20 protein-coding genes are annotated in these 22,815 nt (G+C 62.5%); 7 read left to right on the top strand and 13 right to left on the bottom strand.

Going from position 1 to position 22,815, the window contains the following annotated elements; translation table 11 throughout:
- Positions 1–14: 14 nt before the first annotated feature.
- Positions 15–167 (bottom strand): hypothetical protein, encoded by a 153-nt coding sequence (locus tag E0H22_RS13095; protein WP_233021461.1) that lies wholly within the window; start codon positions 165–167, stop codon positions 15–17.
- Between the two features lie 177 nt (positions 168–344).
- On the opposite strand from E0H22_RS13095, the gene E0H22_RS13090 reads away from it, so the two are divergent.
- Complete coding sequence (locus E0H22_RS13090) at positions 345–977, top strand: HAD-IA family hydrolase (RefSeq protein WP_233021460.1); 633 nt, start codon at positions 345–347, stop codon at positions 975–977.
- A 25-nt stretch (positions 978–1,002) separates the two neighbouring features.
- On the opposite strand, the gene E0H22_RS13085 is transcribed toward E0H22_RS13090, so the two are convergent.
- The 3 genes from E0H22_RS13085 to E0H22_RS13075 are packed head-to-tail and all read right to left on the bottom strand — an operon-like array spanning position 1,003 to position 2,300.
- Complete coding sequence (locus tag E0H22_RS13085; RefSeq protein WP_233021459.1) at positions 1,003–1,737, bottom strand: CbtA family protein; 735 nt, start codon at positions 1,735–1,737, stop codon at positions 1,003–1,005.
- Between the two features lie 32 nt (positions 1,738–1,769).
- Positions 1,770–1,952 carry a CbtB domain-containing protein gene (locus tag E0H22_RS13080; protein ID WP_233021458.1) on the bottom strand — a complete coding sequence of 61 codons (183 nt, stop codon included), beginning with the start codon at positions 1,950–1,952 and terminating at the stop codon, positions 1,770–1,772.
- 27 nt (positions 1,953–1,979) lie between these two features.
- Positions 1,980–2,300: a hypothetical protein gene (locus E0H22_RS13075; protein ID WP_233021457.1), complete on the bottom strand. Its 321-nt coding sequence runs from the start codon at positions 2,298–2,300 to the stop codon at positions 1,980–1,982.
- Positions 2,301–2,416: 116 nt separating this feature from the next.
- Here E0H22_RS13075 and E0H22_RS13070 point away from each other — a divergent pair, with 116 nt between their 5' ends.
- The 4 genes from E0H22_RS13070 to lexA all read left to right on the top strand — a co-directional run bounded on the left by E0H22_RS13070 (position 2,417) and on the right by lexA (position 7,665).
- A complete protein-coding gene (locus E0H22_RS13070; RefSeq protein WP_233021456.1) occupies positions 2,417–3,622 on the top strand; it encodes a molybdopterin molybdotransferase MoeA in 1,206 nt (401 codons plus the stop codon).
- Positions 3,623–3,759: 137 nt separating this feature from the next.
- Positions 3,760–6,135: an Orn/Lys/Arg family decarboxylase gene (locus E0H22_RS13065; RefSeq protein WP_233021455.1), complete on the top strand. Its 2,376-nt coding sequence runs from the start codon at positions 3,760–3,762 to the stop codon at positions 6,133–6,135.
- A gap of 65 nt (positions 6,136–6,200) precedes the next feature.
- Positions 6,201–6,710 (top strand): GNAT family N-acetyltransferase, encoded by a 510-nt coding sequence (locus tag E0H22_RS13060; RefSeq protein WP_233026345.1) that lies wholly within the window; start codon positions 6,201–6,203, stop codon positions 6,708–6,710.
- Between the two features lie 244 nt (positions 6,711–6,954).
- On the top strand, positions 6,955–7,665 hold the full coding sequence (gene lexA / locus E0H22_RS13055) for a transcriptional repressor LexA (RefSeq protein WP_233021454.1): 711 nt from the start codon (positions 6,955–6,957) through the stop codon (positions 7,663–7,665).
- 6 nt (positions 7,666–7,671) lie between these two features.
- Here the strand turns inward: lexA and E0H22_RS13050 are convergent, their stop codons facing one another.
- Positions 7,672–9,936: a ComEC/Rec2 family competence protein gene (locus tag E0H22_RS13050; protein WP_233026066.1), complete on the bottom strand. Its 2,265-nt coding sequence runs from the start codon at positions 9,934–9,936 to the stop codon at positions 7,672–7,674.
- Between the two features lie 89 nt (positions 9,937–10,025).
- Positions 10,026–11,708 (bottom strand): glutamine--tRNA ligase/YqeY domain fusion protein, encoded by a 1,683-nt coding sequence (locus tag E0H22_RS13045; protein WP_233026065.1) that lies wholly within the window; start codon positions 11,706–11,708, stop codon positions 10,026–10,028.
- 177 nt (positions 11,709–11,885) lie between these two features.
- Here E0H22_RS13045 and gltX point away from each other — a divergent pair, with 177 nt between their 5' ends.
- Positions 11,886–13,313: a glutamate--tRNA ligase gene (gene gltX, locus E0H22_RS13040; RefSeq protein ID WP_233026064.1), complete on the top strand. Its 1,428-nt coding sequence runs from the start codon at positions 11,886–11,888 to the stop codon at positions 13,311–13,313.
- 155 nt (positions 13,314–13,468) lie between these two features.
- Positions 13,469–14,773, top strand: coding sequence for a citrate synthase (gene gltA / locus E0H22_RS13035; RefSeq protein ID WP_233026061.1), 1,305 nt, complete (start codon positions 13,469–13,471; stop codon positions 14,771–14,773).
- Between the two features lie 187 nt (positions 14,774–14,960).
- On the opposite strand, the gene E0H22_RS13030 is transcribed toward gltA, so the two are convergent.
- The 7 genes from E0H22_RS13030 to bamA form a co-directional block, all read right to left on the bottom strand.
- Positions 14,961–15,587 carry a nucleoside deaminase gene (locus tag E0H22_RS13030; RefSeq protein WP_233026059.1) on the bottom strand — a complete coding sequence of 209 codons (627 nt, stop codon included), beginning with the start codon at positions 15,585–15,587 and terminating at the stop codon, positions 14,961–14,963.
- 135 nt (positions 15,588–15,722) lie between these two features.
- Positions 15,723–16,892 carry a lipid-A-disaccharide synthase gene (gene lpxB / locus E0H22_RS13025; RefSeq protein ID WP_430715275.1) on the bottom strand — a complete coding sequence of 390 codons (1,170 nt, stop codon included), beginning with the start codon at positions 16,890–16,892 and terminating at the stop codon, positions 15,723–15,725.
- The gene (locus E0H22_RS13020) at positions 16,880–17,749 is read right to left on the bottom strand and encodes an LpxI family protein (RefSeq protein WP_233026057.1); all 870 of its coding nucleotides are present in this window, start codon (positions 17,747–17,749) and stop codon (positions 16,880–16,882) included. The genes lpxB and E0H22_RS13020 overlap by 13 nt, the downstream gene beginning before the upstream one ends.
- Before the next feature lie 21 nt (positions 17,750–17,770).
- Complete coding sequence (lpxA, locus tag E0H22_RS13015) at positions 17,771–18,571, bottom strand: acyl-ACP--UDP-N-acetylglucosamine O-acyltransferase (protein WP_233026056.1); 801 nt, start codon at positions 18,569–18,571, stop codon at positions 17,771–17,773.
- Between the two features lie 10 nt (positions 18,572–18,581).
- Positions 18,582–19,043 carry a 3-hydroxyacyl-ACP dehydratase FabZ gene (gene fabZ / locus E0H22_RS13010; RefSeq protein ID WP_233026051.1) on the bottom strand — a complete coding sequence of 154 codons (462 nt, stop codon included), beginning with the start codon at positions 19,041–19,043 and terminating at the stop codon, positions 18,582–18,584.
- Entirely contained in the window at positions 19,040–20,122 is a 1,083-nt protein-coding gene (gene lpxD, locus E0H22_RS13005; RefSeq protein ID WP_233026045.1) for a UDP-3-O-(3-hydroxymyristoyl)glucosamine N-acyltransferase, read from the bottom strand. The genes fabZ and lpxD overlap by 4 nt, the downstream gene beginning before the upstream one ends.
- A gap of 32 nt (positions 20,123–20,154) precedes the next feature.
- Positions 20,155–22,686, bottom strand: coding sequence for an outer membrane protein assembly factor BamA (bamA, locus tag E0H22_RS13000; RefSeq protein WP_233026043.1), 2,532 nt, complete (start codon positions 22,684–22,686; stop codon positions 20,155–20,157).
- Between the last annotated feature and the right edge of the window lie 129 nt (positions 22,687–22,815).

The following is a 22,815-nucleotide window of genomic DNA, read 5'->3' as shown; positions in this document are numbered from 1 at the left end:
CGACGGCAATAGCCTTAACGGCAGCCGAGCCGACGGCGCTCAGTGCGATGCGACTGCAATTCGTCCGCAATCCACGGGCCGACCTGTGTATCGAGATGACGCTCGTAGAGCTTCACCAGAAAACGACCACCGAATACGACGATTGCGAGCGCCAATAGGGTCCACATCTGCAAAATCAATTTTCAATAAAGCTTTATATCAAACCAATTTCGTTTCATGGCAACTCAAGTTTCGATGGGCTCCCATGCGCGACACACATAGAATGATTCGATCGCGCATCGTGGATCGTCACGAAGCCGTGCTAGTTTCGCTTGCTCGCGCCCATCATTCAAAAACGAACACACATGAATTCATCCTCCGTGATCGACGCGTCCGCCATCGATGCCCTGCTGTTCGACCTCGGCCGGGTTGTGCTCGACATCGACTTCACGCGCGTCCTGCAGGTGTGGTCCGCTCACTCCGGGTGCCGGCCGGAAGACATTGTCGCCCGCTTCTCGCGTGGCGATATGTATATGAGTCATGAACGTGGGGAAATTTCGGACGATGCCTTCTTCACGCATCTTCGCGAAACGTTGGACATCGATCTGACACCAGCGCAATTCCTCGATGGCTGGAATGCAATCTTCGTCGGCGAGATGCCGGGCATCGCGGAACTGCTGCCTCGTGCCGCCAGACGCTGGCCGCTCTACGCCTTCTCCAACACCAATCCGGCACATGTGGCGCATTTCTCGGTGCGTCACGCTGAACTTCTCGGGCATTTCCGCGACGTTTACCTGTCGTCGTCGATCGGCATGCGCAAGCCGGACGCCGAAAGCTTCGATCATGTCGTTGCGGAAATCGGCGTACCGGCCGGGCGCATCCTGTTCTTCGACGATCTCATCGACAACATCGCCGGCGCGCGCGCTCGTGGCCTACAAGCCGTGCACGTCACTTCGCCGCACACGGTGGCCGACACGCTCAAGGCGCTTGGAATTTAGATACGCCAGACCGAAGCACGACCGCTCAGGCGCGCGAGAGACGCCGATATGCGATGCTGGTGAGAACACCCAGCATTGCCCAGAAGATCAGCCCGGTGATGACGGCAGCCACGACGAAGCTGCGTGCCAGCGTCTCCGGCACCTCGGTATGACCGGCTGGCGCCTGCGGCGCACCGATCAGATGCGGCAGCACGATCAGGCCGAGGCCGAGCAGAGCCGTCCAGGAAGCTTTCCGAAACACCAGAAGGCCGAGGCCGGCTGCAGTTGCACAGGCAGTGGCGATCCACCAGGTCTGGCGCAGGGTCAGATCGGCCACGGGTTGACCGGGCACCTCCGGCGGCAGGCCGAGGCCCGGCGCCGCGACAAAGACGACAAAGCCGCCGAGCCCCCAGAACAGCCCCTCACGCCAATCCACGGGGCGGCCACGCAATGCGAAAATACCGGCAAGCAGCAGCGCGAAACCGATCGCCGTCAGGACATTTGCGCCGGCCGTGAAGGCGTTGCGCTGAAAACCTTCCTCTGGCTCCCACTCGCCGCCGTGATCATGGGCTGCGGCAGCGTGCTGGTGCGCGCCGTGATCGTGTCCCGTAGCGACCGGCGCGGGCGCTGACGTCGCAGCTGGCGCCTCGGCCTTCTTCTCATAGACCTCGGCCTGCTGGATCAGCCTCACGGTGCCAACCATCTGCACGGCCGTGGTAGCCGCACCAGCAACGACTCCGGCGAGCACTGCCGAGAACACGATCGAACGAAAAACGGACATGGGTCTTCAGCGGACGCTGTCAGTCGCGGGGATTAATGGCAGGGAAAGGCGTTGGCATGGCGCACGTCATGCGCCGCATTGTGGACCGCGCTGATATGCGAGAAGCCGACCACGCCGACAATGAACAGCCCGAGCGCCATGGCGAGAACGGCCTGCACGACGGCATTAACGTCGGTGGTGGCAGTGGAGAGCTGGGCGGTCTGGGTCTGCTGCATGGGATTCCTCGTCAGTTACCGATCAGTTTAACGACTTTGTTCCGGCGATGCGACCGCCAATTTTGCCATGGCCCGGGCGAGATCCCGGCTGGTCAGATGCAGATTGGTGCCGGACGCGAGCCGCGCATGGGCAATCTTGCCGTGAGCCGCCAAATGGAACGCGGCTTCCTGGTCCTGGAAAAACGCTGCGCAATCGCCCGGCGTCGGCATGCGCTTCAGCAGGGTCCGGAAAGCATGGCGGTGCACCATGCAGACGCCATCGTGCCCCTCCGGACGGAACGACAACGCGTCCACGTCACTGCGCCAGCGCAATGAGCTGCCGGTGGGCAAGTCGTATCCATCGGTCATGCCCCCTTGGTAACGATTTCAGCTACGATCCCCAAGCCCCACCGGGACAGCCGACGCTTGCCTCCCCCGCCCGCTTCGCTAAGACGGGCATCCACAAGAATCTCGGAGATCCGCCGATGGCCCTGATGCCCTTCACCGACGCCATGGCTGCGGTCCTGGAAGGCGCCGGCGCGCTACCCGAGGAGATGGTCGCGCTGGAGGACGCATTTCACCGCGTGCTGGCGCGTGACGTCGCCTCGCTGCGCACGCAGCCGCCGGAGGCCATGTCGGCCATGGACGGCTATGCCGTGCGCGCAACCGATGCGACACTCGGCGCCAAGCTGAAAGTGATCGGCGAGATTGCCGCCGGCAAGCCCTTCGATCGCGCCCTTGCCGCCGGTGAAGCTGCGCGGATCTTCACGGGTGGCGTGGTCCCCGCCGGCGCCGATGGCATCGTCATCCAGGAAGACACGACGCGTGACGGTGGCATCGTCATCGTCAACGAAGCCGCCACTGCCGGCAGACATATCCGCCCCGCCGGGGTGGATTTCAGCCAAGGCGATATATTGCTGCGCGCCGGGACTCGCCTTTCCGACCGCGATCTGGCCCTCGCTGCCGGCATGAATCACCCAACGGTGCCCGTGCATCGCCGTCCCGTCGTTGCCATGCTCGCCACCGGCGACGAATTGGTGATGCCGGGCGCCACGCCTGGCCCCGGCCAGATTGTGCTCTCCAATGGCTTCGCCTTGCGCGCGCTGGCACGGGCGGAAGGCGCCGAGGTGGTCGATCTCGGCATCGCCCGCGACACGCTGGAAGCGACGACCGCGGCAATCCAGCGTGCGATCGATCTCAAAGTGGATGTCCTCATCACCACCGGCGGCGCGTCCGTTGGCGACCACGATCTCGTGCAGCAATCGCTGGTCGAGGCCGGCGTTGACATGTCGTTCTGGAAGATCGCCATGCGGCCGGGCAAGCCAATGATGCACGGCCGCCGCGGTGCCATGTGGGTGATCGGCCTGCCCGGCAATCCCGTTTCGTCGTATGTCTGCGGCTTCCTGTTCATGGTGCCGCTGCTGCGCGCGCTGTCCGGCCGCAGCGAAGTCCAGCATCATCGTGAGGCTGCCGTGCTCGGCCGCGATCTCGCCGCCAACGACCAACGCGAGGATTATCTGCGCACACGCCTCGCATGGCGGGATGGCCGGCTGGTGGCGACGCCGGTGACGAAACAGGACTCCTCGCTGCTCGGCAATCTCGCTATCGCTGAAGGCTTGCTGGTCCGCCCGCCTCATGCCGAGGCTGCCAGGACTGGCGATCCCTGTGAAATCATTCGTCTTCCGACTTAGCGGAATACCGCGAACCGACACGATCCTCGGGCGGACCTGATCACGCATCGCCTTTCGCAAACTTCGCTTGCCCTCAGTCACCAAGTTGTCACGTAACGCGGCGACAGAGAGCACAGACAACACATTCGGTGCCGTTCATGGATTACTTCAAGCGCTTCAACTTCCTCTTCGCCATGCCGACGTTTGACGCCGACGATCTCGAGGGCGTTCGCCTCAATCAGATTGTTGAGGAAATCGAGAAATCGGGCTTCGAGGTGGTGAAAGCGCGCAAGCTGGAAGACGCCGCCATCGCGGTGCAGACTGACGCCGCCATCGGCTGCATGGTCGTCGACTGGGGCAAGAAGGGCCTCGAGGGCAAGACCGCCGCGCTGATCAACCTCATGCGCCGTCGCGGCCTCGATTTCCCGATCATGCTCCTGATCCGCCGCCAGCGCTTCGAGGATATCCCGGTCGAGGTGCTCGACTTCATCGACGGCTATATCTTCCTGTCGGAGGAAACCCCGCCCTTCATCGCCAAGAACCTGATCAGCCGCCTCAAGCAATATGCGGAGACGCTGAAGACGCCGTTCTTCGGCGCTCTCGTCGATTATGCCGAGGAAGGCAACCAGCTCTGGACCTGCCCGGGGCACAATGGCGGCGTATTCTACAGCCGCAGCCCGATCGGCCGTGTCTTCATGGAGCATCTCGGCGAAGCCGTGTTCCGCGACGACCTCGACAATTCCGTACTCGACCTCGGCGACCTCCTTACCCACGAAGGTCCCGCCCTTCAGGCCCAGAAAGAAGCCGCGCAGATTTTCGGCGCGGAGAAGACCTACTTCGTCCTCAACGGCACTTCGACCTCCAACAAGGTCGCGCTCTCTGCGCTGGTGACCGATGGCGATCTCGTGCTGTTCGACCGCAATAATCACAAAGCCGCACTGCATGGCGCGCTGATGATCTCCGGTGGCACGCCGATCTATGTGCCGACCGTGCGCAATCCCTGGGGCCTGATCGGCCCGATGGACTGGAATGCCTTCAGCGAAGAATCCCTGCGCGAGCGTATCCGTACCAATCCGCTGGTCACCGACAAAGATGCCTGGAAGCGCGAGCGTCCGTTCCGCGTCGCCGTCATCGAGCAGTGCACCTATGACGGCACCATCTACAGCGCCGAGATGATCATCAAGCGCATCGGCCATCTCTGCGATTACATCCTGTTCGACGAAGCCTGGGCGGGCTTCATGAAATTCCACCCGCTCTATGCCGGCCGTTTCGCCATGGGCCTGAAGGAGTTGGGTCCGGACTCGCCGGGCATCATCGCGACCCAGTCGACGCACAAGCAGCTCGCCAGCTTTTCGCAGGCCTCGCAGATTCACATGAAGGATCGCCACATCCGCGGTCAGAAGCGCCGCGTCGAGCATCGCCGCTTCAACGAGAGCTTCATGCAGCACGCATCGACGTCTCCATTCTATCCGCTGTTCGCCTCGCTCGACGTAGGTGCGCAGATGATGAAGGGCCGCTCGGGCGAAGTGCTGTGGGACGATACGATCCGTCTCGGCATCGAGCTGCGCAAGAAGATGCGCGCGGTACGCCGCGAATTCGAGGAAAAGGAGACGCGACCCGAGCGGCGCTGGTTCTTCGAGCCATTCGTGCCGCAGCGCGTGGACATTCCCGACGTCGCGCAGCCCGGCGCTACCCACAGCGTACCATGGGAAAGCATCAGCACCGACCAGCTCGCCACCAATCCCGCTTTCTGGCAGCTGTCGCCGGATGCGAAATGGCACGGTTTCCCGGATATGGAAGCCGGCTTCACCATGACCGATCCGAACAAGCTGACGGTGCTGACGCCGGGCTTCGATCGTGCCACCGGCGGCTATGCCGAACACGGCATTCCGGCACCGGTCGTCGCGCAATATTTGCGCGAAAACCAGATCGTACCGGAAAAGAACGATCTCAACTCGCTCCTTTTCCTGCTCACGCCCGGCGTCGAGGCCAGCAAGGCCGGCACGCTGGTGTCGGGCCTCGTGGCCTTCAAGAAATTCCATGACGACAATGCTCTGCTCGAAGACGTAATTCCGGAATTCGCGCGCCGCCGTCCGGCCCGCTATGCCGGCGTACGCCTGCGCGACCTTTGCGCCGACATGCACAAGTTTTATCGCGCGGCCGACGTGAGCGGCCTGCAGGCGAAGCAGTTCATGGATCAGCACATGCCGGAGATCGCGATGTCACCGCACGATGCCGCGCGTCTCCTGGTGCGTAACGACGTCGACTATCTGCCTATCGACGAGATTACCGGCCGCATCGCCACCACGCCCTTCGTGGTCTATCCGCCCGGCATCGCCACCATCGTGCCGGGCGAGCGCCTCACCGAGCGCGCGCAGCCGATGATTGATTATCTCAAGATGTTCGAGACCTGTTTCAACACCTTCCCGGGCTTCGACGTCGAAATCCAGGGCGTCTATCGAAAGGTGGATGCCAGCGGACGCATCCGGCTCCATACTTACGTGGTTTCCCAAGAGCGGGATCCACGGAAGTGACTTTACAGGCAGAGACCGAAACACCGATCGTCGTTCGCCCGTCGCGTGACAGCGATGTGGACGCCATGCTCGCGATCTATCGCCGTCACATCCGCCAGGGTGTGGAAGAAGGCGTCAGCGATGCCGACGCGATGCAGCCGGACGATCTGCGCGATCGCCGCAAGAACCTGAAGAACAAGCGCTTCCCCCATATCGTGGCGACGCGCGGCGGCGAAGTGGTCGGCTACGCCTATGTGGTTCAGTTTCGTAAGCGTCCGGCCTATCGCTATGCGGTGAAGCACTCGATCTATGTGCATCACGAACACACCGGCAAAGGCGTGGGTGCCAGGTTGCTGCGCGAACTGATCGACGTCTGCGCAGCCGCCGGCTTCAGGCAGATCATCGGCTATATCGACGCCGATAACGTCGCCTCCCTCGGTCTGCACGACCGCTTCGGCTTCGTCCGTGCGGGCGTTCTTTCCGGTGTCGCCTATCGCTCCGGTCGCTGGGCCGACACGGTAATGGTACAGCGCTCGCTCGCTGCCGGCGCGACCACGCCGCCGCCGCCGATGCCGCTGTCCGAACGAATTCTCTGAGCCAAAATCCGGTCGATAAACCGCATCTTTGAAGCGAAATTAGTGATTGCGGAACATCTACGGAACAGATAGGGTCCGTTCATGATTTGTTTCGAGATTCTGTGGCTTAGTGAAATCGAGAGTGCCCAAACTCGTGACTGCCTCGCCTGATGGCCTCACCGGCCACCAATCGCGAGGTCCTGAAACACACGCGGCGGCCCGACCACCGTCACTTGATGGCCTTGCCAACTGAGGATGGCTTCAGATGCTCACGCGCAAACAATACGAACTGCTCCGTTTTATCGACCAGCGGCTAAAGGAAGCCGGCGTCCCCCCTTCCTTCGACGAAATGAAGGATGCGCTGGATCTGCGCTCCAAATCGGGAATCCATCGGCTGATCACCGCGCTGGAAGAACGCGGCTTCATCCGCCGCCTGCCCAACCGCGCCCGCGCGATCGAAGTGATCAAGCTGCCAGAATTGAACACGGCTGCACCGGCCGCTCGACGGGGTTTCACGCCGAGCGTGATCGAGGGAAATCTCGGCAAGAACCGGTCCACCCCCGCCCCTGTTGCGAGCGACGATGACGGCGGTCGCACCATTTCGGTGCCTGTCATGGGCCGGATAGCAGCCGGAACGCCCATCGAGGCGCTGCAGACCCGCAGCCACTCCATTAGCGTACCGCAGGACATGCTCGGCAGCGGCGAACATTACGCCCTCGAAGTACGAGGCGATTCCATGCAGGACGCCGGTATTCTCGATGGCGACATGGCACTGATCCAGAAGTCCGACAGCGCCGATACCGGCGACATTGTCGTCGCCCTGATCGACGACGAGGAAGCCACACTGAAACGCTTCCGCCGCCGCGGCGCGTCCATCGCGCTGGAGCCGGCGAACACGGCCTATGAGGTTCGCATCCTGCCGCCGAACCGTGTCCGCATCCAGGGTAAGCTCACCGGCCTCTATCGCCGCTACTGAGCGCGCTCACTGCTCGTCGGGCTGGAGATCCGTCTCCGCCGGCGTTGCATCGACCGGCCGGGATCGCGAACTGTCGGTCGGTGCTTCTGATCCAATGGCCTCAAGCGGGGCGCGTGCCCAGGGGCGATCGAGACCGCGAGCGCGGGAAGCTTCGATAACAAAGCCGTCGCTGGAGCGATACAGGCCCGTTGCCCCCCGAACTCGCAGAGTCTCGCGATCGATCACCATCGCCCTGCAATCGGCCGGCGGCTGACGGGCTGTGACAATCACCGCGGCTCGCGCGCAATCGTCGCTGAATGCGTCTGCCTGCAATGTCAGCGCGATCAGGCTCCCGTCGCCGAGGGCCGTGACGCAGCCCGACGGGTCGCACGATACACCATGGCCGAGCGATGCATCTGTCGGCAATCTTGCGTCTGCATCCGCGCCCAGCCATTCCTTCACCTGAAACGCATCTTTGGCGCTCCGCATCACATGCAGCCGCCCGTCGCGCCCGCGCACAGCCACGCTATGACCGTCGGCGGCAATCAGGACATCGGGTTGCTTTGTCGATGCGGCCCAGAACATCGCCATCGCCAGAGCGATCGCGCCCGCATAGCGTAGCGGCGTCCGCAGCAATGCCAGAAGGACAATGCCGAAGCTGGCTAGGACCAACGGTCCTGTCCCGAAGGCGGGCACCCGGCCGATCGCGCCTGGCAATCCGGCCACCCATTTGGACACAAAGATCATCCATTGAAGGCCAAGCTCCATGATCTGCCAGAACACGCTGTCGAAGCCGAACGGGATGGCGAGAAGACCGAGCAGCCCCGCCGGCATCACGAGCGCCGACACCACCGGCATCGCCAGCAGATTGGCCACGATCCCGTAGGGCGTGATGCGATGGAAATGGTAGGCCGCGTAAGGCATCGTCGCGAGACCGGCGATCAACGAAGCCAGCAGCAGCAGTGCAAGTTCGCGCCCGCCCCACAGCGCGATCCGTGCCATGATCGAACTTTCCGATGTCGCAAACAGCGCGGGCATCCCGATCTGGACCAAGGCGACGAGACCGAGCGTCGCAGCAAAAGACATCTGAAAGCTCGGATGTACCAGCGCTTCCGGTGTGATGGCGAGCACGATCAGCGCTGCGATCGCCAACGTGCGAAAGGTGATGGCGCGGCGATCGACCATGATTGCGATCAGCACCACCGCCGTCATGATAAAGGAACGTTGTGTCGCGACCTCGGCACCGGACAGCAGCAGATAGAAAAGCGCGGCAAGCAGCGCCGCAGCGGACGCGGCTTTCTTGATCGGGAATGTCACCGTCAGCAACGGGACCAGCGCCAGCAGCGCCCGCGTCACGAAAAATACGACGCCGGCGACCACCGCCATGTGATAACCCGAGATTGACAACACATGGCCGAGTCCCGAGATAAACATCGCGTCGTTGACGTCAGACGAAATCGCGTCGCGCCGGCCGGTCAGGAGTGCCGTCGCGATGGCACGGTTATCCCCCGCGAGCGATGCACGGATACGCGCATCGATAGCGTCCCGCATGCCTTGCATGGTCGCGGCATACTGCAAGTGACGCGGCGGCGGGGTCGGCGGATCAATCTTCTTGATCGCACCTGTGACAAAGCCAGAAGCACCGATCCCCTGGAAATAGAGGTCCCGTGCGAAGTCGTAACCGCCCGGCCTGAGCGGCGCGAGCGGTGGCTGCAGCCGCGCCTTGAGTTCGATAAAACTACCGACCGCCGGCGCATGGCCCTTCTTCACCGACAGCCGGACACGGGTCAGCTTGGGCGCATCTCGTCGTGTCTCCATCGTCGTCACGCGCAGGACGAAGCGATCGCTACGCTCGCGCTCCTCACGGGTTTCGACAAAGCCGGTCAGCGCCGCGCCGAACAATGGCTTCGCGAGCACTTCATGTCCGACGCGCTCACTTTTCCATGTCGCCGTCGCAAAGCCCGAAGCGATTGCAGCCGCCAGCAGAACGTATGAGAATATGAAAGACCTTCGCAGCAACACGGCTGCGATTGCGAATAGGCAAGCGGCGCCTGCTGCCACCCAAACCACCGGCTCACGCTCGGCCGCAAAGTATAGCGCGATCCCGGCTCCAAAGGCCACCGGCACCCATGGCAACAAGCGCCCCGGACCGGTTTCAGCCTGCGTCCATGCCCGCAGCCAGTCGAACGGCAACGTCCAGGAATTGTCGGAGGCGAGTGCGCCGGCAGACCCGCGCGGCGGCCATGTGACCGCCTTCGCCTGATTGCGCTGCCGTCCCCCGCTCTGCGCCATCGAACCGTCCGTTCGCCCTCCCCGATGCTATCGCAAGGGCGACACGCGGCTAGCGGAACGGATGCAGAATACGCGAAGGATTCGCGCGCTCAGGCCAGCTTGGCGTAACTGTCGCGCAGGCCGACGGTGCGGTTGAACACCGGCTTGCCAGGCGCACTGTCCCGGTCGCGGCAGAAATAGCCCTGCCGCTCGAACTGCATCGCACCGTCGTAATTGTCGCTCGCCAGGGCCGGCTCCAGCATCGCGCTGTCCAGCACTTCGAGCGAATTCGGATTGAGCTGCGAAGCGAAGCTCGCGGCCTCCGGCGTCGGCGTCGCGAACAGTTGCTCGTAGACACGCACTTCGGCCGGCACCGCATGCTGCGCGCTGACCCAGTGGATCGTCGCCTTTACCTTGCGGCCATCCGGGGCGTTGCCGCCCCGCGTTTCGGGATCGTAGGTGCAGCGCAGCTCCACCACCTCGCCCTTGTCGTTCTTCACGACATCCCTGCAGGTGATAAAGTAGCCGTAGCGCAGACGCACCTCGCGGCCCGGCGCCATGCGGAAGAACTTCTTCGGCGGATCCTCCATAAAGTCCTCGTGCTCGATATAGAGCTCGCGGCTGAACGGAATCTGGCGGGTGCCGAGTGAGGCATCGTCGGGATGATTGACCGCCTCGAGCTGCTCGACCTGCCCTTCCGGATAGTTTTCGATCACTACCTTCAACGGCCGCAACACCGCCATGCGGCGGGGCGCAGCGCGGTTCAGCACCTCGCGCACGGCGAAATCGAACATCGACAGATCGACGGTGGAGTTCGCCTTGGCGACGCCAATGCGCTTGATGAATTCACGCAACGCCTCAGCGGGAATGCCGCGGCGCTGCAGGCCAGCCAAAGTCGGCATGCGCGGATCGTCCCAGCCGGAGACATGGCCGCCGCGCACGAGCTCGGTGAGCACGCGCTTCGACAGCAACGTATAGGTCATGTTGAGCCGCGCGAATTCATACTGATGCGGACGCGATGGCACCGGCAGATTATCCAGGCACCAGTCGTAGAGCGGTCGGTGATCCTCGAATTCCAGCGTACAGATCGAATGCGTCACATGCTCGATGGCATCCGACTGGCCGTGGGCGAAGTCGTAGCTCGGATAGATCTTCCAGGCCTCGCCAGTGCGCGGGTGATGCGCATGCAGGATGCGGTAGATCACGGGATCGCGCAGATTGATGTTGCCCGCGGCCATGTCGATCTTGGCGCGTAGCACGCGCGCACCATTCGGGAATTCGCCGGCGCGCATGCGCGCGAACAGATCCAGATTTTCCTCCACACTACGGTCGCGGAAGGGGCTGTTCTTGCCGGGCTCGGTGAGCGTGCCACGGGCAATGCGCATCTCGTCGGGCGACTGGTCATCCACATAGGCCTTGCCCGCACGGATGAGGTGCACGGCCCAGTCATAGAGTTGTTCGAAATAGTCCGAGGCAAAATGCAGGTTGCCCTCACCCCAGTCGAAGCCGAGCCAGCGAACATCGCGCTGGATGGCGTCGATATATTCCTGCTCTTCCTTGGTCGGATTGGTGTCGTCGAAACGCAGGTTACAGTGCCCGCCGAACTCGGCGGCGACGCCGAAATTCAGGCAGATCGACTTGGCGTGGCCGAGATGCAGGTAACCATTCGGTTCCGGCGGAAAGCGCGTCACCACGCTTGTGTGCTTGCCGGTTTCGAGGTCCACCGCCACGATGTCGCGGATGAAATCGCGGCCGGCCTCACTGGCGCTGCCCGCGGTCGATTCGTCTGTCATAAGCTGCCTTTCAGATTGCGCCCTATGTGCCAAATCCGAGCGCTCCCGCCAAGGGGAGCCGATCGGGGCCCCAAAAGGTTCCGGGCGGAAAGGCAGGCATTTTTGCCCATTGGGCAGCGGCACGGGGGTGTGTTAAACGGCCGCGATCGTCCCATCCGAACAGATCGACCTTGCCTGATGACCGCACCTGTCGTTACCCGCTTCGCGCCCTCGCCGACCGGCTTCCTCCATATCGGCGGCGGCCGTACCGCGCTGTTCAACTGGCTGTATGCCAGGAAGCATGGCGGCAAGATGCTGCTGCGGATCGAGGATACCGATCGCGAGCGCTCCACCGAAGCAGCCATCGACGCCATTCTCGACGGTCTGAAGTGGCTCGGAATCGAGTGGGACGGCGACACCGTCTACCAGTTCGCCCGCGCCGCCCGGCACCGCGAGGTCGCCGAGCAACTTCTGGCCGAGGGCAAAGCCTATTACTGCTACGCCTCCGCCGAGGAACTGCAGGCGATGCGCGAGGCCGCGCGGGCCGAGGGGCGCTCAAAGCTTTACAACGGCCTGTGGCGTGATCGCGATCCGTCCGATCCCAAGCCCGACATTAAACCCACCATTCGTCTCAAGGCGCCGCTCACCGGCGAGACCGTGATCGAGGATCAAGTGCAAGGCCGTGTGGTCTGGCAGAACGAGAATCTCGACGACCTCGTTTTGCTCCGCGGCGACGGCACGCCGACCTATATGCTGGCGGTGGTGGTCGACGACCATGACATGGGCGTCACCCACGTTATCCGCGGCGACGATCATCTCATCAATGCCGCACGGCAGAAGCAGATCTATGATGCGCTCGGCTGGGACGTCCCCAGTATGTCGCACATCCCACTCATCCACGGCCCGGACGGCTCCAAGCTCTCGAAGCGCCACGGCGCCCTCGGCGTCGACGCCTATCGCGCCATGGGCTATGTTCCGGCCGCCTTGCGGAATTATCTCGTGCGCCTCGGCTGGAGCCATGGCGACCAGGAGATTTTCACGACCCAGGAGATGATCGACGCCTTCGATCTGTCCGGCATCGGACGTTCTGCCGCACGCTTCGATTTCGCCAAGCTCGAGAGCATCAACGGTCACTATATCCGCCACAGCGACGATCAAGCTCTCGTGACTATGTTCGAGGATATTCTGCCCTATGCCGAGGGCGGAGCCGGTATCAAGGCCAAGCTCAACGACGCCACCCGCGCGCAACTGCTGCGCGCCATGCCCGGCCTGAAGGAGCGCGCCAAAACGCTGCTGGAACTGGTGAAGGGCGCCGATTTCATCTTTGCCGACCGCCCGCTTGAGATCACGGAGCCAAAGGCAGTTGCCATACTGACGCCGGAGACGCGGGTGTTGCTTGGTAAATTGCGCAGCGCGCTCGAAACCGTGACGGACTGGACGGCCGCCAACACCGAGGCTGCGGCCCGCGCCTTTGCGGAAGAAGCCGGCCTGAAACTTGGCGGCGTTGCGCAGCCTCTGCGGGTCGCGCTCACCGGCAAGACCACATCCCCCGGTATCTTCGATGTGCTCGCGGTACTCGGGCGGCAGGAATGTCTTGACCGGCTCGCCGATCAGGCTGCCGTTTAGCATAGCTGTAGGCTACTTTTGCCCGCCTTGCAGCGCACACGGCAATACGCTACGCATTCTGCCGAATGCTCTGGAATTCCCGTCTGACGTCGCCATTTTCTCTTTAAATGACGGTGGTTTGACGGCCCCTCAACGATCTCATCGGGGACTATGCGATGGACGCGAAAACAAACACCAAAACCGCAACGCTGACAGTCGATGGCAAGAGTTTCGACCTGCCGATCCATAGCGGGACCGTCGGCCCCGACGTGATCGACATCGGCAAGCTCTACGGCCAGTCGGGCATGTTCACCTACGATCCCGGCTTCACCTCGACCGCGAGCTGCCAGTCCAAGATTACCTATATCGACGGCGACGCCGGCATTCTCGAATATCGCGGCTACCCGATCGAACAGCTCGCCGAGAAGGGTGACTTCCTCGAGACCTGCTATTTGCTCCTCTACGGGGAGCTCCCGACTGCAGCACAGAAGGCCAAGTTCGATCACCTGGTGACCAACCACACGATGGTTCACGACCAGATGACGCGCTTCTTCAACGGCTTCCGCCGCGACGCGCACCCGATGGCCGTGATGGTCGCATCGGTCGGCGCCCTCGCCGCCTTCTATCACGACTCGACCGACATCAACGACGCCAAGCAGCGCGAGATCGCCTCGATCCGCATGATAGCCAAGATCCCGACGCTGGCGGCAATGGCCTACAAATATACGATCGGCCAGCCCTTCGTGTATCCGACCAATACGCTCGATTTCGCGTCGAACTTCATGAAGATGTGCTTCGCCGTGCCCTGCGAGGAGTACAAGGTCAATCCGGTGCTCGCCAAGGCGCTGGACAAGATCTTCACGCTTCACGCTGACCACGAGCAGAACGCTTCGACCTCGACCGTCCGCATCGCCGGCTCGTCGGGCGCCAACCCGTTCGCCTGTATCGCCGCCGGCATTGCCTGCCTGTGGGGCCCCGCTCATGGCGGCGCCAACGAAGCCGCGCTGCAGATGCTCGCCGAGATCGGCACCGTGGACAAGATTCCGGAATTCATCGCCAAGGTGAAGGACAAGAATTCCAGCGTTCGTCTGATGGGCTTCGGTCACCGCGTCTACAAGAACTACGATCCGCGCGCCAAGCTGATGCAGCAGGCCTGCCACGAAGTTCTCAAGGAAACCGGCCACGGCGGCGACGAGATGCTCGCCGTTGCCATGGAGCTCGAGAAGATCGCGCTGTCGGACCAGTACTTCATCGACCGCAAGCTGTACCCGAATGTCGACTTCTATTCGGGCATCACGCTGAAGGCGATGGGCTTCCCGACCTCGATGTTCACCGTGCTGTTCGCCGTCGCCCGCACCGTCGGCTGGATCAGCCAGTGGAGCGAGATGATCGGCGACCCGCAGCAGAAAATCGGCCGTCCGCGCCAGCTTTTCACCGGCGCTGCCCGCCGCGACTACACGGACATCGCCAAGCGCGGCTAAGCTGCGCAAAGGCCAGAACGACAAACCGGCGGATCGCAAGATCCGCCGGTTTTGTTTTGGGGGCGCTCTCATCCTGAGGAGCGCGCCAACGGCGCGCGGCTCGAAGGATGGCTGCGGAGCTCCGGAGCCTCTCTAGCTCATGGTTCGAGACGGCGCTTCGCGCCTCCTCACCATGAGAGGCGGAGTTTCAATACTTCGCGCGATCGGGCAGCTTGCGGAATTCCTGCCAGACGGCTTGGGCGTCCTTCTGCATCAATTGCGAGACCTTGATTTTCCGCTTCGGATAAGGCTGCTTCATATCCGCGCCAATATTGGAGTCGTCGAACAGATCGGCGTAGTCCGTCCACGCCGCAGCATAGACGATGCGATCCAGCCGCGCCCAGTAGGCGGTCGCGTAACACATCGGGCAGCACTCACAGCTGGTATACATGGTGGCGCCCTTCAGGTTCGGAGCGCCGACTTTCTTGCAAGCGGCACGAATGGCATTGACCTCGGCATGGGCCGACGGGTCATTGTCCCGCAGCACGCTATTGCCGGTCGCCGACAACACCTCGCCGTTGCGCACGATCACTGCTCCGAAGGCACCGCCGGTGCGTTCGACCACACCGGCCTTGCGCATCAGGTCGATGGCCTGCGCCATATATTTGCGATCTTCGTCGGTAAGCTTGTGAGCCGCCGGTTTGGCGGGCGCATCGACGCTGGAAGACGCAGCGACGATACCGCCTGCGCCCGCAGCCAGAGAATGGCGACCATCGATCGAACGCGCCGCGGAGAAGAGTGCATCGAGAGAGTCGTGTTCGTTCGCTTTGCTCATGCTTCACCTGATGGCGACTGATCAGCCGCAGTTGCACATCCACCGAGGTGTTCGGGTCGGGCTATCATCAGAGAAAGCCTCTTTAGATTTGGTTGCGAGTTCCCTGCTGCGAATGGCCTCAGGGATAACCGCGCGTTAACGGCGCGAACGGTCGAGCATGTCCGCGACGACATCTGCAGCTGCCTTGCTCGGCGATGCACGCCCAATACCCATGATGTCATCGAGCTTCGCCATCGCCTCCACCTGTCGTCGACGCATCGGCGTATCGGCAAGCACATCCTGCAGCGAGGCCGCCAGCTTGTCCGGTGTACAGTCTTCCTGAATGAATTCGGGAATGACGTTCTCGCCGATGACAAGATTGGCAAGGATGACGGAAGACGACGTGATACGCCGCCGAATGATCCAGGCCTCGATGCTGCCCGCCTTGTAGGCCGTCACCATCGGCACGCCGGACAGCGCGAGTTCGAGTGTGACAGTGCCCGACTTGGCGAATGCTGTATGCGCGATACGGAAAGCCGCGCGCTTCTCTGTCTCGCCGATCACGACCCGCGGCTGCACGGGCCACGGCTTCAACGCTGCGGTCACGCTTTCGACGAGATGCGGCATGGTCGGCAGGACCAGCTCAAATTCCGTGCCTTGCCTGCGCAACAGGTCGAGCGTCGCGCCGAATGTTTCCATGTGATGGCGGATTTCGCTGCGCCGGCTGCCGGGCAGCACCAACAGTACCGGCGGCTTGCCATCGCGCCGTGCCTGCTCGCCGGCATTCGGCCTGAGCGTATCGATCTGCTCGATCAGGGGATGGCCCACATAGGTGCACGGCGGACCGCCGAGCCGGCGATGCGCCTCGGGCTCGAAAGGCAGCAGCGCCAGCACGTGGTCGACATAGGCGCGCATCGCCTTGGCGCGGCCCGGCCGCCAGGCCCACACCGTCGGCGATACGTAGTTGACGATGGGGATCGAAGCATCGCGCTTGTGGACGCGCCTGGCGACGCGCTGCGTGAAATCGGGACTGTCGATGATGATCAGGACATCCGGCTTGGTCCGCAGCACGTGTTCCGTGGCCTGCGCTATCAGTTTGAGGATCGACGGCAGCTTCTTCAGCACGGCCGCAAGACCGATGATGGAGAGTTGTTCGATCGGAAACAGTGACTGTAATCCCTCCCGCGCCATCGACGAGCCGCCGACACCGGAAAAGGCCACGTCATCGCCGAAGCGCTGCTTCAACTCGCGCATCAACGCCGAGCCCAGCCGATCACCGGATTCCTCGGTGGCGATCAGATGAATCTTTCGCGTCACGTCGGCAATCCCGTCACGAATATCGCCGCGGCATCCGCAGCCTCGATCATCGCCTGCGGCTCGGCGACAATCGTGTTTCCCGCGACAATCGCGATGCCACCGAGCTTCGCGGCGATCGCGCCGTCCACGGTGCGCGGTCCGGTGGTTGGCAGATCGAAACGAAGGTCCTGGCTGCTTTTCGGTGCTTTCACCAATACGCCCCTGCCCGCCTTGGCACGGATGCGGCCATTGGCACGCAATTCCGCAACACGTGCAAGCAGCGCATCGGTGCCGCCGATGTCCTCGATCCCGACCACATGACCGTCGATGACGACGCAGGCCTGCCCGATATCGAACGGGCTGAGTGCCGCCAGCACTTGGCGCCCACGCGCGATATCCGCTTCGGCATCGGCGTCGGGCATCGCCCGCGTAATGCTGCCCGCGGGCATAAGAATGTCCGGCGCCACATCCTTCACGCCGAGCAGGCGAAATCCCTCATGCTCGAACAGCCGACTGACACTCGTGAGCAGATGGTCGTCACCGCCACGAAAGGCGCGAAACACCTTCGGCATCACTCGCAACGTGCCCCAATCGAGGCGGATTTCAGAGATCGCAGGCCGCACCAGGGTGCCGATGAAGACGAGATCGCGGCACTGCGCGCTCCGCATCAGCCGCAGCAGCGCGCCAAACTTGCCGATCGGAATCCAGTGATGCTCGAACCGCGCCGCGTGCAAGGGATCGCAAAAGCCTTTGAGCGCGAAGATCACGGGCTTGATGCCGCGGACCTGTAGCGACTCCGCGACGGCAAACGGCATGGCGCCACCGCCGGCGATGATGCCGAGCGGCGAGCTGATGGAAAGTTGCTGCGGCGGGGGCTGGCCGTTCATGTCAGGCCTCGCGCTCCCGTGTCAGGACTGGCCGCCGGTTTCCGGCAGGCACAATGCGCGATGCTTGCCGCCGGCGATGAAAGCCAGGATCTCGGCGATGGCCGGATCCTCGCTCGCCAAAGGCTGCACGCGGTCCAGACGCTCGGCGAACACGCCGGGCCCATGAAAGAGCTTCTGATAGAACGAGCGCACGGTCGCGAGACGTTCCTTCGTGAATTTGCGGCGCTTCATGCCGATCAAATTCAGACCTTCGAGCGCCGCATACTGACCGTTGACCAGGCCGAACGGAATGATGTCGCCGCGCACGCCGCAAACCCCGCCGATCATCGCCTGCGGACCGATGCGGGTGAACTGATGGACCGCGGAGAGACCACCCATGAAGACGAAATCGCCGATCTCGCAGTGACCGCCGAGCGTCGCCGATGTCGCGAAGATCACGTCATTGCCGACGTGGCAGTCGTGACCGACATGGGCGCAATTCATGAAGTAGCCGCGGTCGCCGACCGAAGTCACACCGCCGCCGCGCACGCTGCCGGCATTCATCGTCACCGACTCGCGAATGGTGCAGCCATTGCCGATCTTGAGCTGCGTCAGCTCCGGACCGACACCGACGATCTGCGGCGGCGTACCAAGCGACGCGAACGGATAGATGGTGCAGTTCTCGCCGATGGTCGTCTGCGACGTCACATTCACATGCGACAACAGCCTGGTGCCGGCGCCGATGGTGACATGCGGGCCGATCGTACAGAACGGCCCGATCTCGACGCCCTCGCCGATCACGGCGCCGTCGGCGACGCGCGCCATCGGATCGATCTTGCTCATGATCGCCTCGTCAATCCGTCAGCATGGCGCCGACATCGGCCTCGGCGACAGTCACGCCATTGACCTTGGCATCGCCATGGAACCACCACATGGCGCGTTTCCGGTTGATCAGACGCATGTGGTACTCGACCGTATCGCCCGGCATCACCGGCTTGCGGAACTTGCACTTGTCGATAGTGAGGAAATACACCGCCCGCGGCTTTTCGGTGCCTTCGACCGACGTGATGCCGATCACGCCTGCGGTCTGCGCCATCCCTTCGATCATCAGCACACCGGGATAAACCGGACGTTCCGGGAAATGACCGAGAAAGGCCGGCTCGTTGACGGTGACGTTCTTGATGCCGATACCGCTGAAATCCTTGCGGATGCCGACGACGCGGTCAATCAGCAGGAACGGATAGCGATGCGGCAAGGTCTTGAGGATGGTGTTGATATCCACCGCCTCGATGATGATCGGCGACTCCTCGCTCATTCCTGCTCGTCCTTCGCATCCCGCGGCTCTGTGTCCGCGCCGGGCGCAGTTTCACGGGCCAATTTTTCCACCGCGAGAATCTCGCGGAACCATTGCTTGGTCGGCCGGGCGAAGATTCCGCCCCAGCGTGCGCGCGGCGGGATACTGTCCTTAACGCCCGCCATGGCTGCGACCTGCGCACCGTCGCCGATCGTAATGTGATTGTTGAGCCCGACCATGGCCCCCAGCGCAACGTTGTCGCCGATGGTCAGGCTGCCCGCAAGGCCGCACTTGGCAGCGATGACGCAGTGCCGACCGATCGTCACATTGTGGCCGATCTGGACCTGGTTGTCGATTTTGGTGCCCTCACCGATCACCGTGTCGCGCAGGCTGCCCCGGTCGATCGTGGTACCCGCGCCGATCTCGACATCGTTCTGGATGAGGACGCGACCAGTCTGCGGTACTTTGATATGCCTGTCGCGACCGAATACGAAACCGAAGCCGTCCTGACCGAATTTGCAGCCGGGATGGACCAGCACATTGTTCCCGATCAGTGTGAACTGGAGCACGCTGCCGGCGCCGATATTGCAATCGCGGCCGATCTTCACGCCCGCCGCGATCACCGCGCCGGAGCCAATAATGGTACCGGAGCCGATTTCCACGTCAGGACCGATCACCGCCAGCGGATCAACGGTCACGTCGTCCTCGATCAGCGCCGTCGGATGGATGATCGCTTGTTCGGAAATCCCGGAGACACCGAAGCCGGAGGCCGGCCGCAAGGTGTCGGACTGAAGCTCCCGTGCGAGTTCGACGAAGGCAGCAAACGGTCTCTTGGTGCGCAGCACGGCCACATGAGCCGGAATCTCTCCTCTGAAGCCCTCGCTGACCAGCACGGCGCCGGCATGGGTGCGTGCGAGCTGGTCGGCATAGCGAAGGTTTTCAAAGAAAGTCAGGTGATGCGGGCCAGCCTCGTCGAGGGAGGCCACGCCCGTAATCACATGGTCGGCCTTTCCGGCATCGACCAGACGCGCCTTCGTTGACGCGGCGATGTCAGCCAACGTCAACGAAGGGGATTGCTTGAAGAAGGTCGGCAGCGCCATTCCATCCGTCGCGGTGCGGCCGTCAGGCAAGATTAGAACGAAGTTCCGCCGCCGAACCTGAACTGCTGAACGCGGTCATATTCGCCCTTGGTGATCGGCACAGCGTAGTCAAAGCGCAGCGGACCGAACGGCGACTGCCAGATCAGGCCGACACCCACCGACGAACGGACCGGGTTCGAATTGTCATAGGTCATGCCCATGCAATTGCCGACCGAGGTCTTGCTGGCCGGTATGCAACCCGCCTGATTGACTTCACCCGTCGCAGCCCAGCTCGTCGGACCCTGATAGTCCGAGAGGCCGCCGGCGTCGGCATAGATCGCGCCCTTGATGCCAACTTCCTTCGGCAGGAACCAGAACGGCATCTGCAATTCAGCCGAAGCGCCCCAATACTTGGTGCCACCGAGCGCGTCGCCGTAGGAACCGAGTGCCACATAGCTGATGTCACGCGGACCGATGCCGTTCTGGGCGAAACCACGCACCAGGTTCGGCCCCATCTGGAAGTGATCCAGCATGCGGATGTCCTTGCCGACATTGGTCAGCATACCGCCCTGGACGCGCAGCAAGCCGACGATATCTGCGACCAGCGGGGTGTAGTACTTCGCATCGACAGTGGTCTTGAGGTAGCTGACGTCGCCGCCGACGCCCGCATAATCCTGCTTGAACTCGACGAACAGACCATCGGTCGGGTTCTTGTTGTTATCGAGCGTGTTGTAGTTGAGCGTATAGCCGAGCATCGAGGTCAGCGCCTTGCCGTTCGCCAGTTCGCGACGAACCGGGAGCGACGACTCGCCATCGGCGTAACAACCCCAAGTGCTTGCGTCGCCGGTGACGAAGCCGAGACCGTTCAGCTGGTTCAGGTAACCAGGCGTATTGGTCGCCTGCGGGCTACCCAGATTGTTGTTACAATTCGCGAGCTGGGCCGGCAGCGAGATTTCCTGCTGGAAGATCGAGTAGCGCAGCTGCAGCGCGAGATCTTCACGCAGCTGGAAGCCGAGGCGCGGGCTGAAGCCCATCGTCTTGGTGTTGTACGAGATGTACTGGTTCGACAACTGCTCGCGATAGAAGAAGTCGAGGCCGAGGGCCACACGGTAGTCGAGCAGATAGGGCTCGACGAAGGACAGCGAGTAGCCGCGGGCATACTGGCCGTACTGAACCGACGCCTTGGCGAACAGGCCGCGGCCGAGGAAGTTACGCTCGGAGACGCTGACTTCACCCAAAGCACCGTCGGTGGTCGAATAGCCGCCCGAGATCGAGAAGTCGCCCGTCGACTTTTCTTCCAGATCGACGACCAGGATCACGCGATCACTGGAGGAGCCCGGCTCGGTGGTGATCTTCACGGTCTTGAAGAAATCGAGGTTCTTCAGACGGCGCTCGGCACGATCGACCAGCGCACGGTTATAGGCATCGCCTTCCGAGAGATCGAACTCGCGGCGGATGACATAGTCACGCGTACGGGTGTTGCCGCGCACATTGATGCGCTCGATATAGACGCGCGGACCTTCGTCGACCGAGTAACCGATCGAAACGGTATGCTGCTCGAAATTGCGATCGCCGCGCGGACGAACCACAGCAAAGGCGTAGCCGCGACGCGACATTTCGATCTGCATTTCCTCGACCGACTTCTCCAGCGCCTCTGCGTTGTAGAGCGAGCCGACGTCGACGCGCGAGAACGAGCGCAGCGAGTTGGGATCGAAATTCGGAATCGTGGACGAGAAATCGACGCTGGCGACGCGGTATTGCTGGCCTTCCTCGATCTTGAAGGTGACCAGGAAGCCCTTCTGGGCCGGATCGTATTCGGTCAGCGCCGCCACCACCTGCACGTCGGCAAAGCCGTTCTTCAGGTAGTAACGACGGATCAGGTCACGGTCAGCCTCGACGCGATCGGGATCGTAGATGTCGCCCGAACCGAGGAACGAAAGAAAGTTCGACTCGCGTGTCTTGATCACGTCCTTGAGGCGGTAGGACGAGTAATAGTTGTTCCCGATGAACTGGATCGACTTCACACCGGTCTTCGCGCCCTCGTTGATCGTAAAGATCAGATCGACGCGATTGTTCGGCTGCTCGATGATTTCAGGCACCACGCTGACATCGTAACGGCCGGAACGGCGGTAGATTTCGGAGATGCGCTGGGCATCGGACTGCACCATCGGACGCGACAAGGTGCCGCGCGCCTTCGACTGCACTTCAGCGTTGAGCTGATCGTCCTTGACCTTCTTGTTACCCTCGAAGGCAACGCGGCCGATCACCGGGTTTTCCACGACGCTGACGACCAGGCGCCCACCGGCCTGATTGATCTTCACGTCCTGAAACAGGCCGGTTTCGATCAATGCCTTCAGACCGTCGTCGATCACACCCTGGTCGAGACGACCACTCGGGCCAGGACGGAAATAGGAGCGGATGGTCTCCACATCGACGCGACGGTTCCCCTCCACCGCGATCGAGGCCACGGTCTGCGCCACGGCAGCCGAGGGAATAAAAGTCGCTGTCACTGCAGTAGCGACCGGCATGGCAACCATGATCGAGGCAAGAAGACCGCCCCGGAAACCCCGCAATCCAAAAATCATGCGCCAAGCGCCCTTATCATTCCAGTACCGCCGGCCCGCACCCCTACGGACAGACAGAATCCCTTGAGTTGCCCAGCTTGTAGCCAATTTTACCCGAGTGGCAAACGACCATTCGCCGAAGTTTTCTAA

It is taken from the genome of Rhodopseudomonas boonkerdii (genome assembly GCF_021184025.1).
Taxonomy (GTDB): Bacteria; Pseudomonadota; Alphaproteobacteria; order Rhizobiales; family Xanthobacteraceae; genus Tardiphaga; species Tardiphaga boonkerdii.
Note: the sequence above shows the minus strand (reverse complement) of the source record. Positions and strands in the feature narration are given on the sequence as shown.

Excerpts from the sequence above, each read along its gene's own strand:
- lexA (WP_233021454.1), top strand. The coding sequence starts at position 6,955 with ATGCTCACGCGCAAACAATACGAACTGCTCCGTTTTATCGACCAGCGG.
- E0H22_RS13080 (WP_233021458.1), bottom strand. The coding sequence starts at position 1,952 with ATGCAGCAGACCCAGACCGCCCAGCTCTCCACTGCCACCACCGACGTT.
- E0H22_RS13085 (WP_233021459.1), bottom strand. The coding sequence starts at position 1,737 with ATGTCCGTTTTTCGTTCGATCGTGTTCTCGGCAGTGCTCGCCGGAGTC.
- E0H22_RS13075 (WP_233021457.1), bottom strand. The coding sequence starts at position 2,300 with ATGACCGATGGATACGACTTGCCCACCGGCAGCTCATTGCGCTGGCGC.
- lpxD (WP_233026045.1), bottom strand. The coding sequence starts at position 20,122 with ATGGCGCTGCCGACCTTCTTCAAGCAATCCCCTTCGTTGACGTTGGCT.
- E0H22_RS13095 (WP_233021461.1), bottom strand. The coding sequence starts at position 167 with ATGTGGACCCTATTGGCGCTCGCAATCGTCGTATTCGGTGGTCGTTTT.
- bamA (WP_233026043.1), bottom strand. The coding sequence starts at position 22,686 with ATGATTTTTGGATTGCGGGGTTTCCGGGGCGGTCTTCTTGCCTCGATC.
- E0H22_RS13030 (WP_233026059.1), bottom strand. The coding sequence starts at position 15,587 with ATGAGCAAAGCGAACGAACACGACTCTCTCGATGCACTCTTCTCCGCG.
- gltA (WP_233026061.1), top strand. The coding sequence starts at position 13,469 with ATGGACGCGAAAACAAACACCAAAACCGCAACGCTGACAGTCGATGGC.
- gltX (WP_233026064.1), top strand. The coding sequence starts at position 11,886 with ATGACCGCACCTGTCGTTACCCGCTTCGCGCCCTCGCCGACCGGCTTC.
- E0H22_RS13050 (WP_233026066.1), bottom strand. The coding sequence starts at position 9,936 with ATGGCGCAGAGCGGGGGACGGCAGCGCAATCAGGCGAAGGCGGTCACA.
- E0H22_RS13070 (WP_233021456.1), top strand. The coding sequence starts at position 2,417 with ATGGCCCTGATGCCCTTCACCGACGCCATGGCTGCGGTCCTGGAAGGC.
- E0H22_RS13065 (WP_233021455.1), top strand. The coding sequence starts at position 3,760 with ATGGATTACTTCAAGCGCTTCAACTTCCTCTTCGCCATGCCGACGTTT.
- fabZ (WP_233026051.1), bottom strand. The coding sequence starts at position 19,043 with ATGAGCGAGGAGTCGCCGATCATCATCGAGGCGGTGGATATCAACACC.
- E0H22_RS13020 (WP_233026057.1), bottom strand. The coding sequence starts at position 17,749 with ATGAACGGCCAGCCCCCGCCGCAGCAACTTTCCATCAGCTCGCCGCTC.
- lpxA (WP_233026056.1), bottom strand. The coding sequence starts at position 18,571 with ATGAGCAAGATCGATCCGATGGCGCGCGTCGCCGACGGCGCCGTGATC.
- E0H22_RS13090 (WP_233021460.1), top strand. The coding sequence starts at position 345 with ATGAATTCATCCTCCGTGATCGACGCGTCCGCCATCGATGCCCTGCTG.
- E0H22_RS13045 (WP_233026065.1), bottom strand. The coding sequence starts at position 11,708 with ATGACAGACGAATCGACCGCGGGCAGCGCCAGTGAGGCCGGCCGCGAT.
- E0H22_RS13060 (WP_233026345.1), top strand. The coding sequence starts at position 6,201 with ATGCTCGCGATCTATCGCCGTCACATCCGCCAGGGTGTGGAAGAAGGC.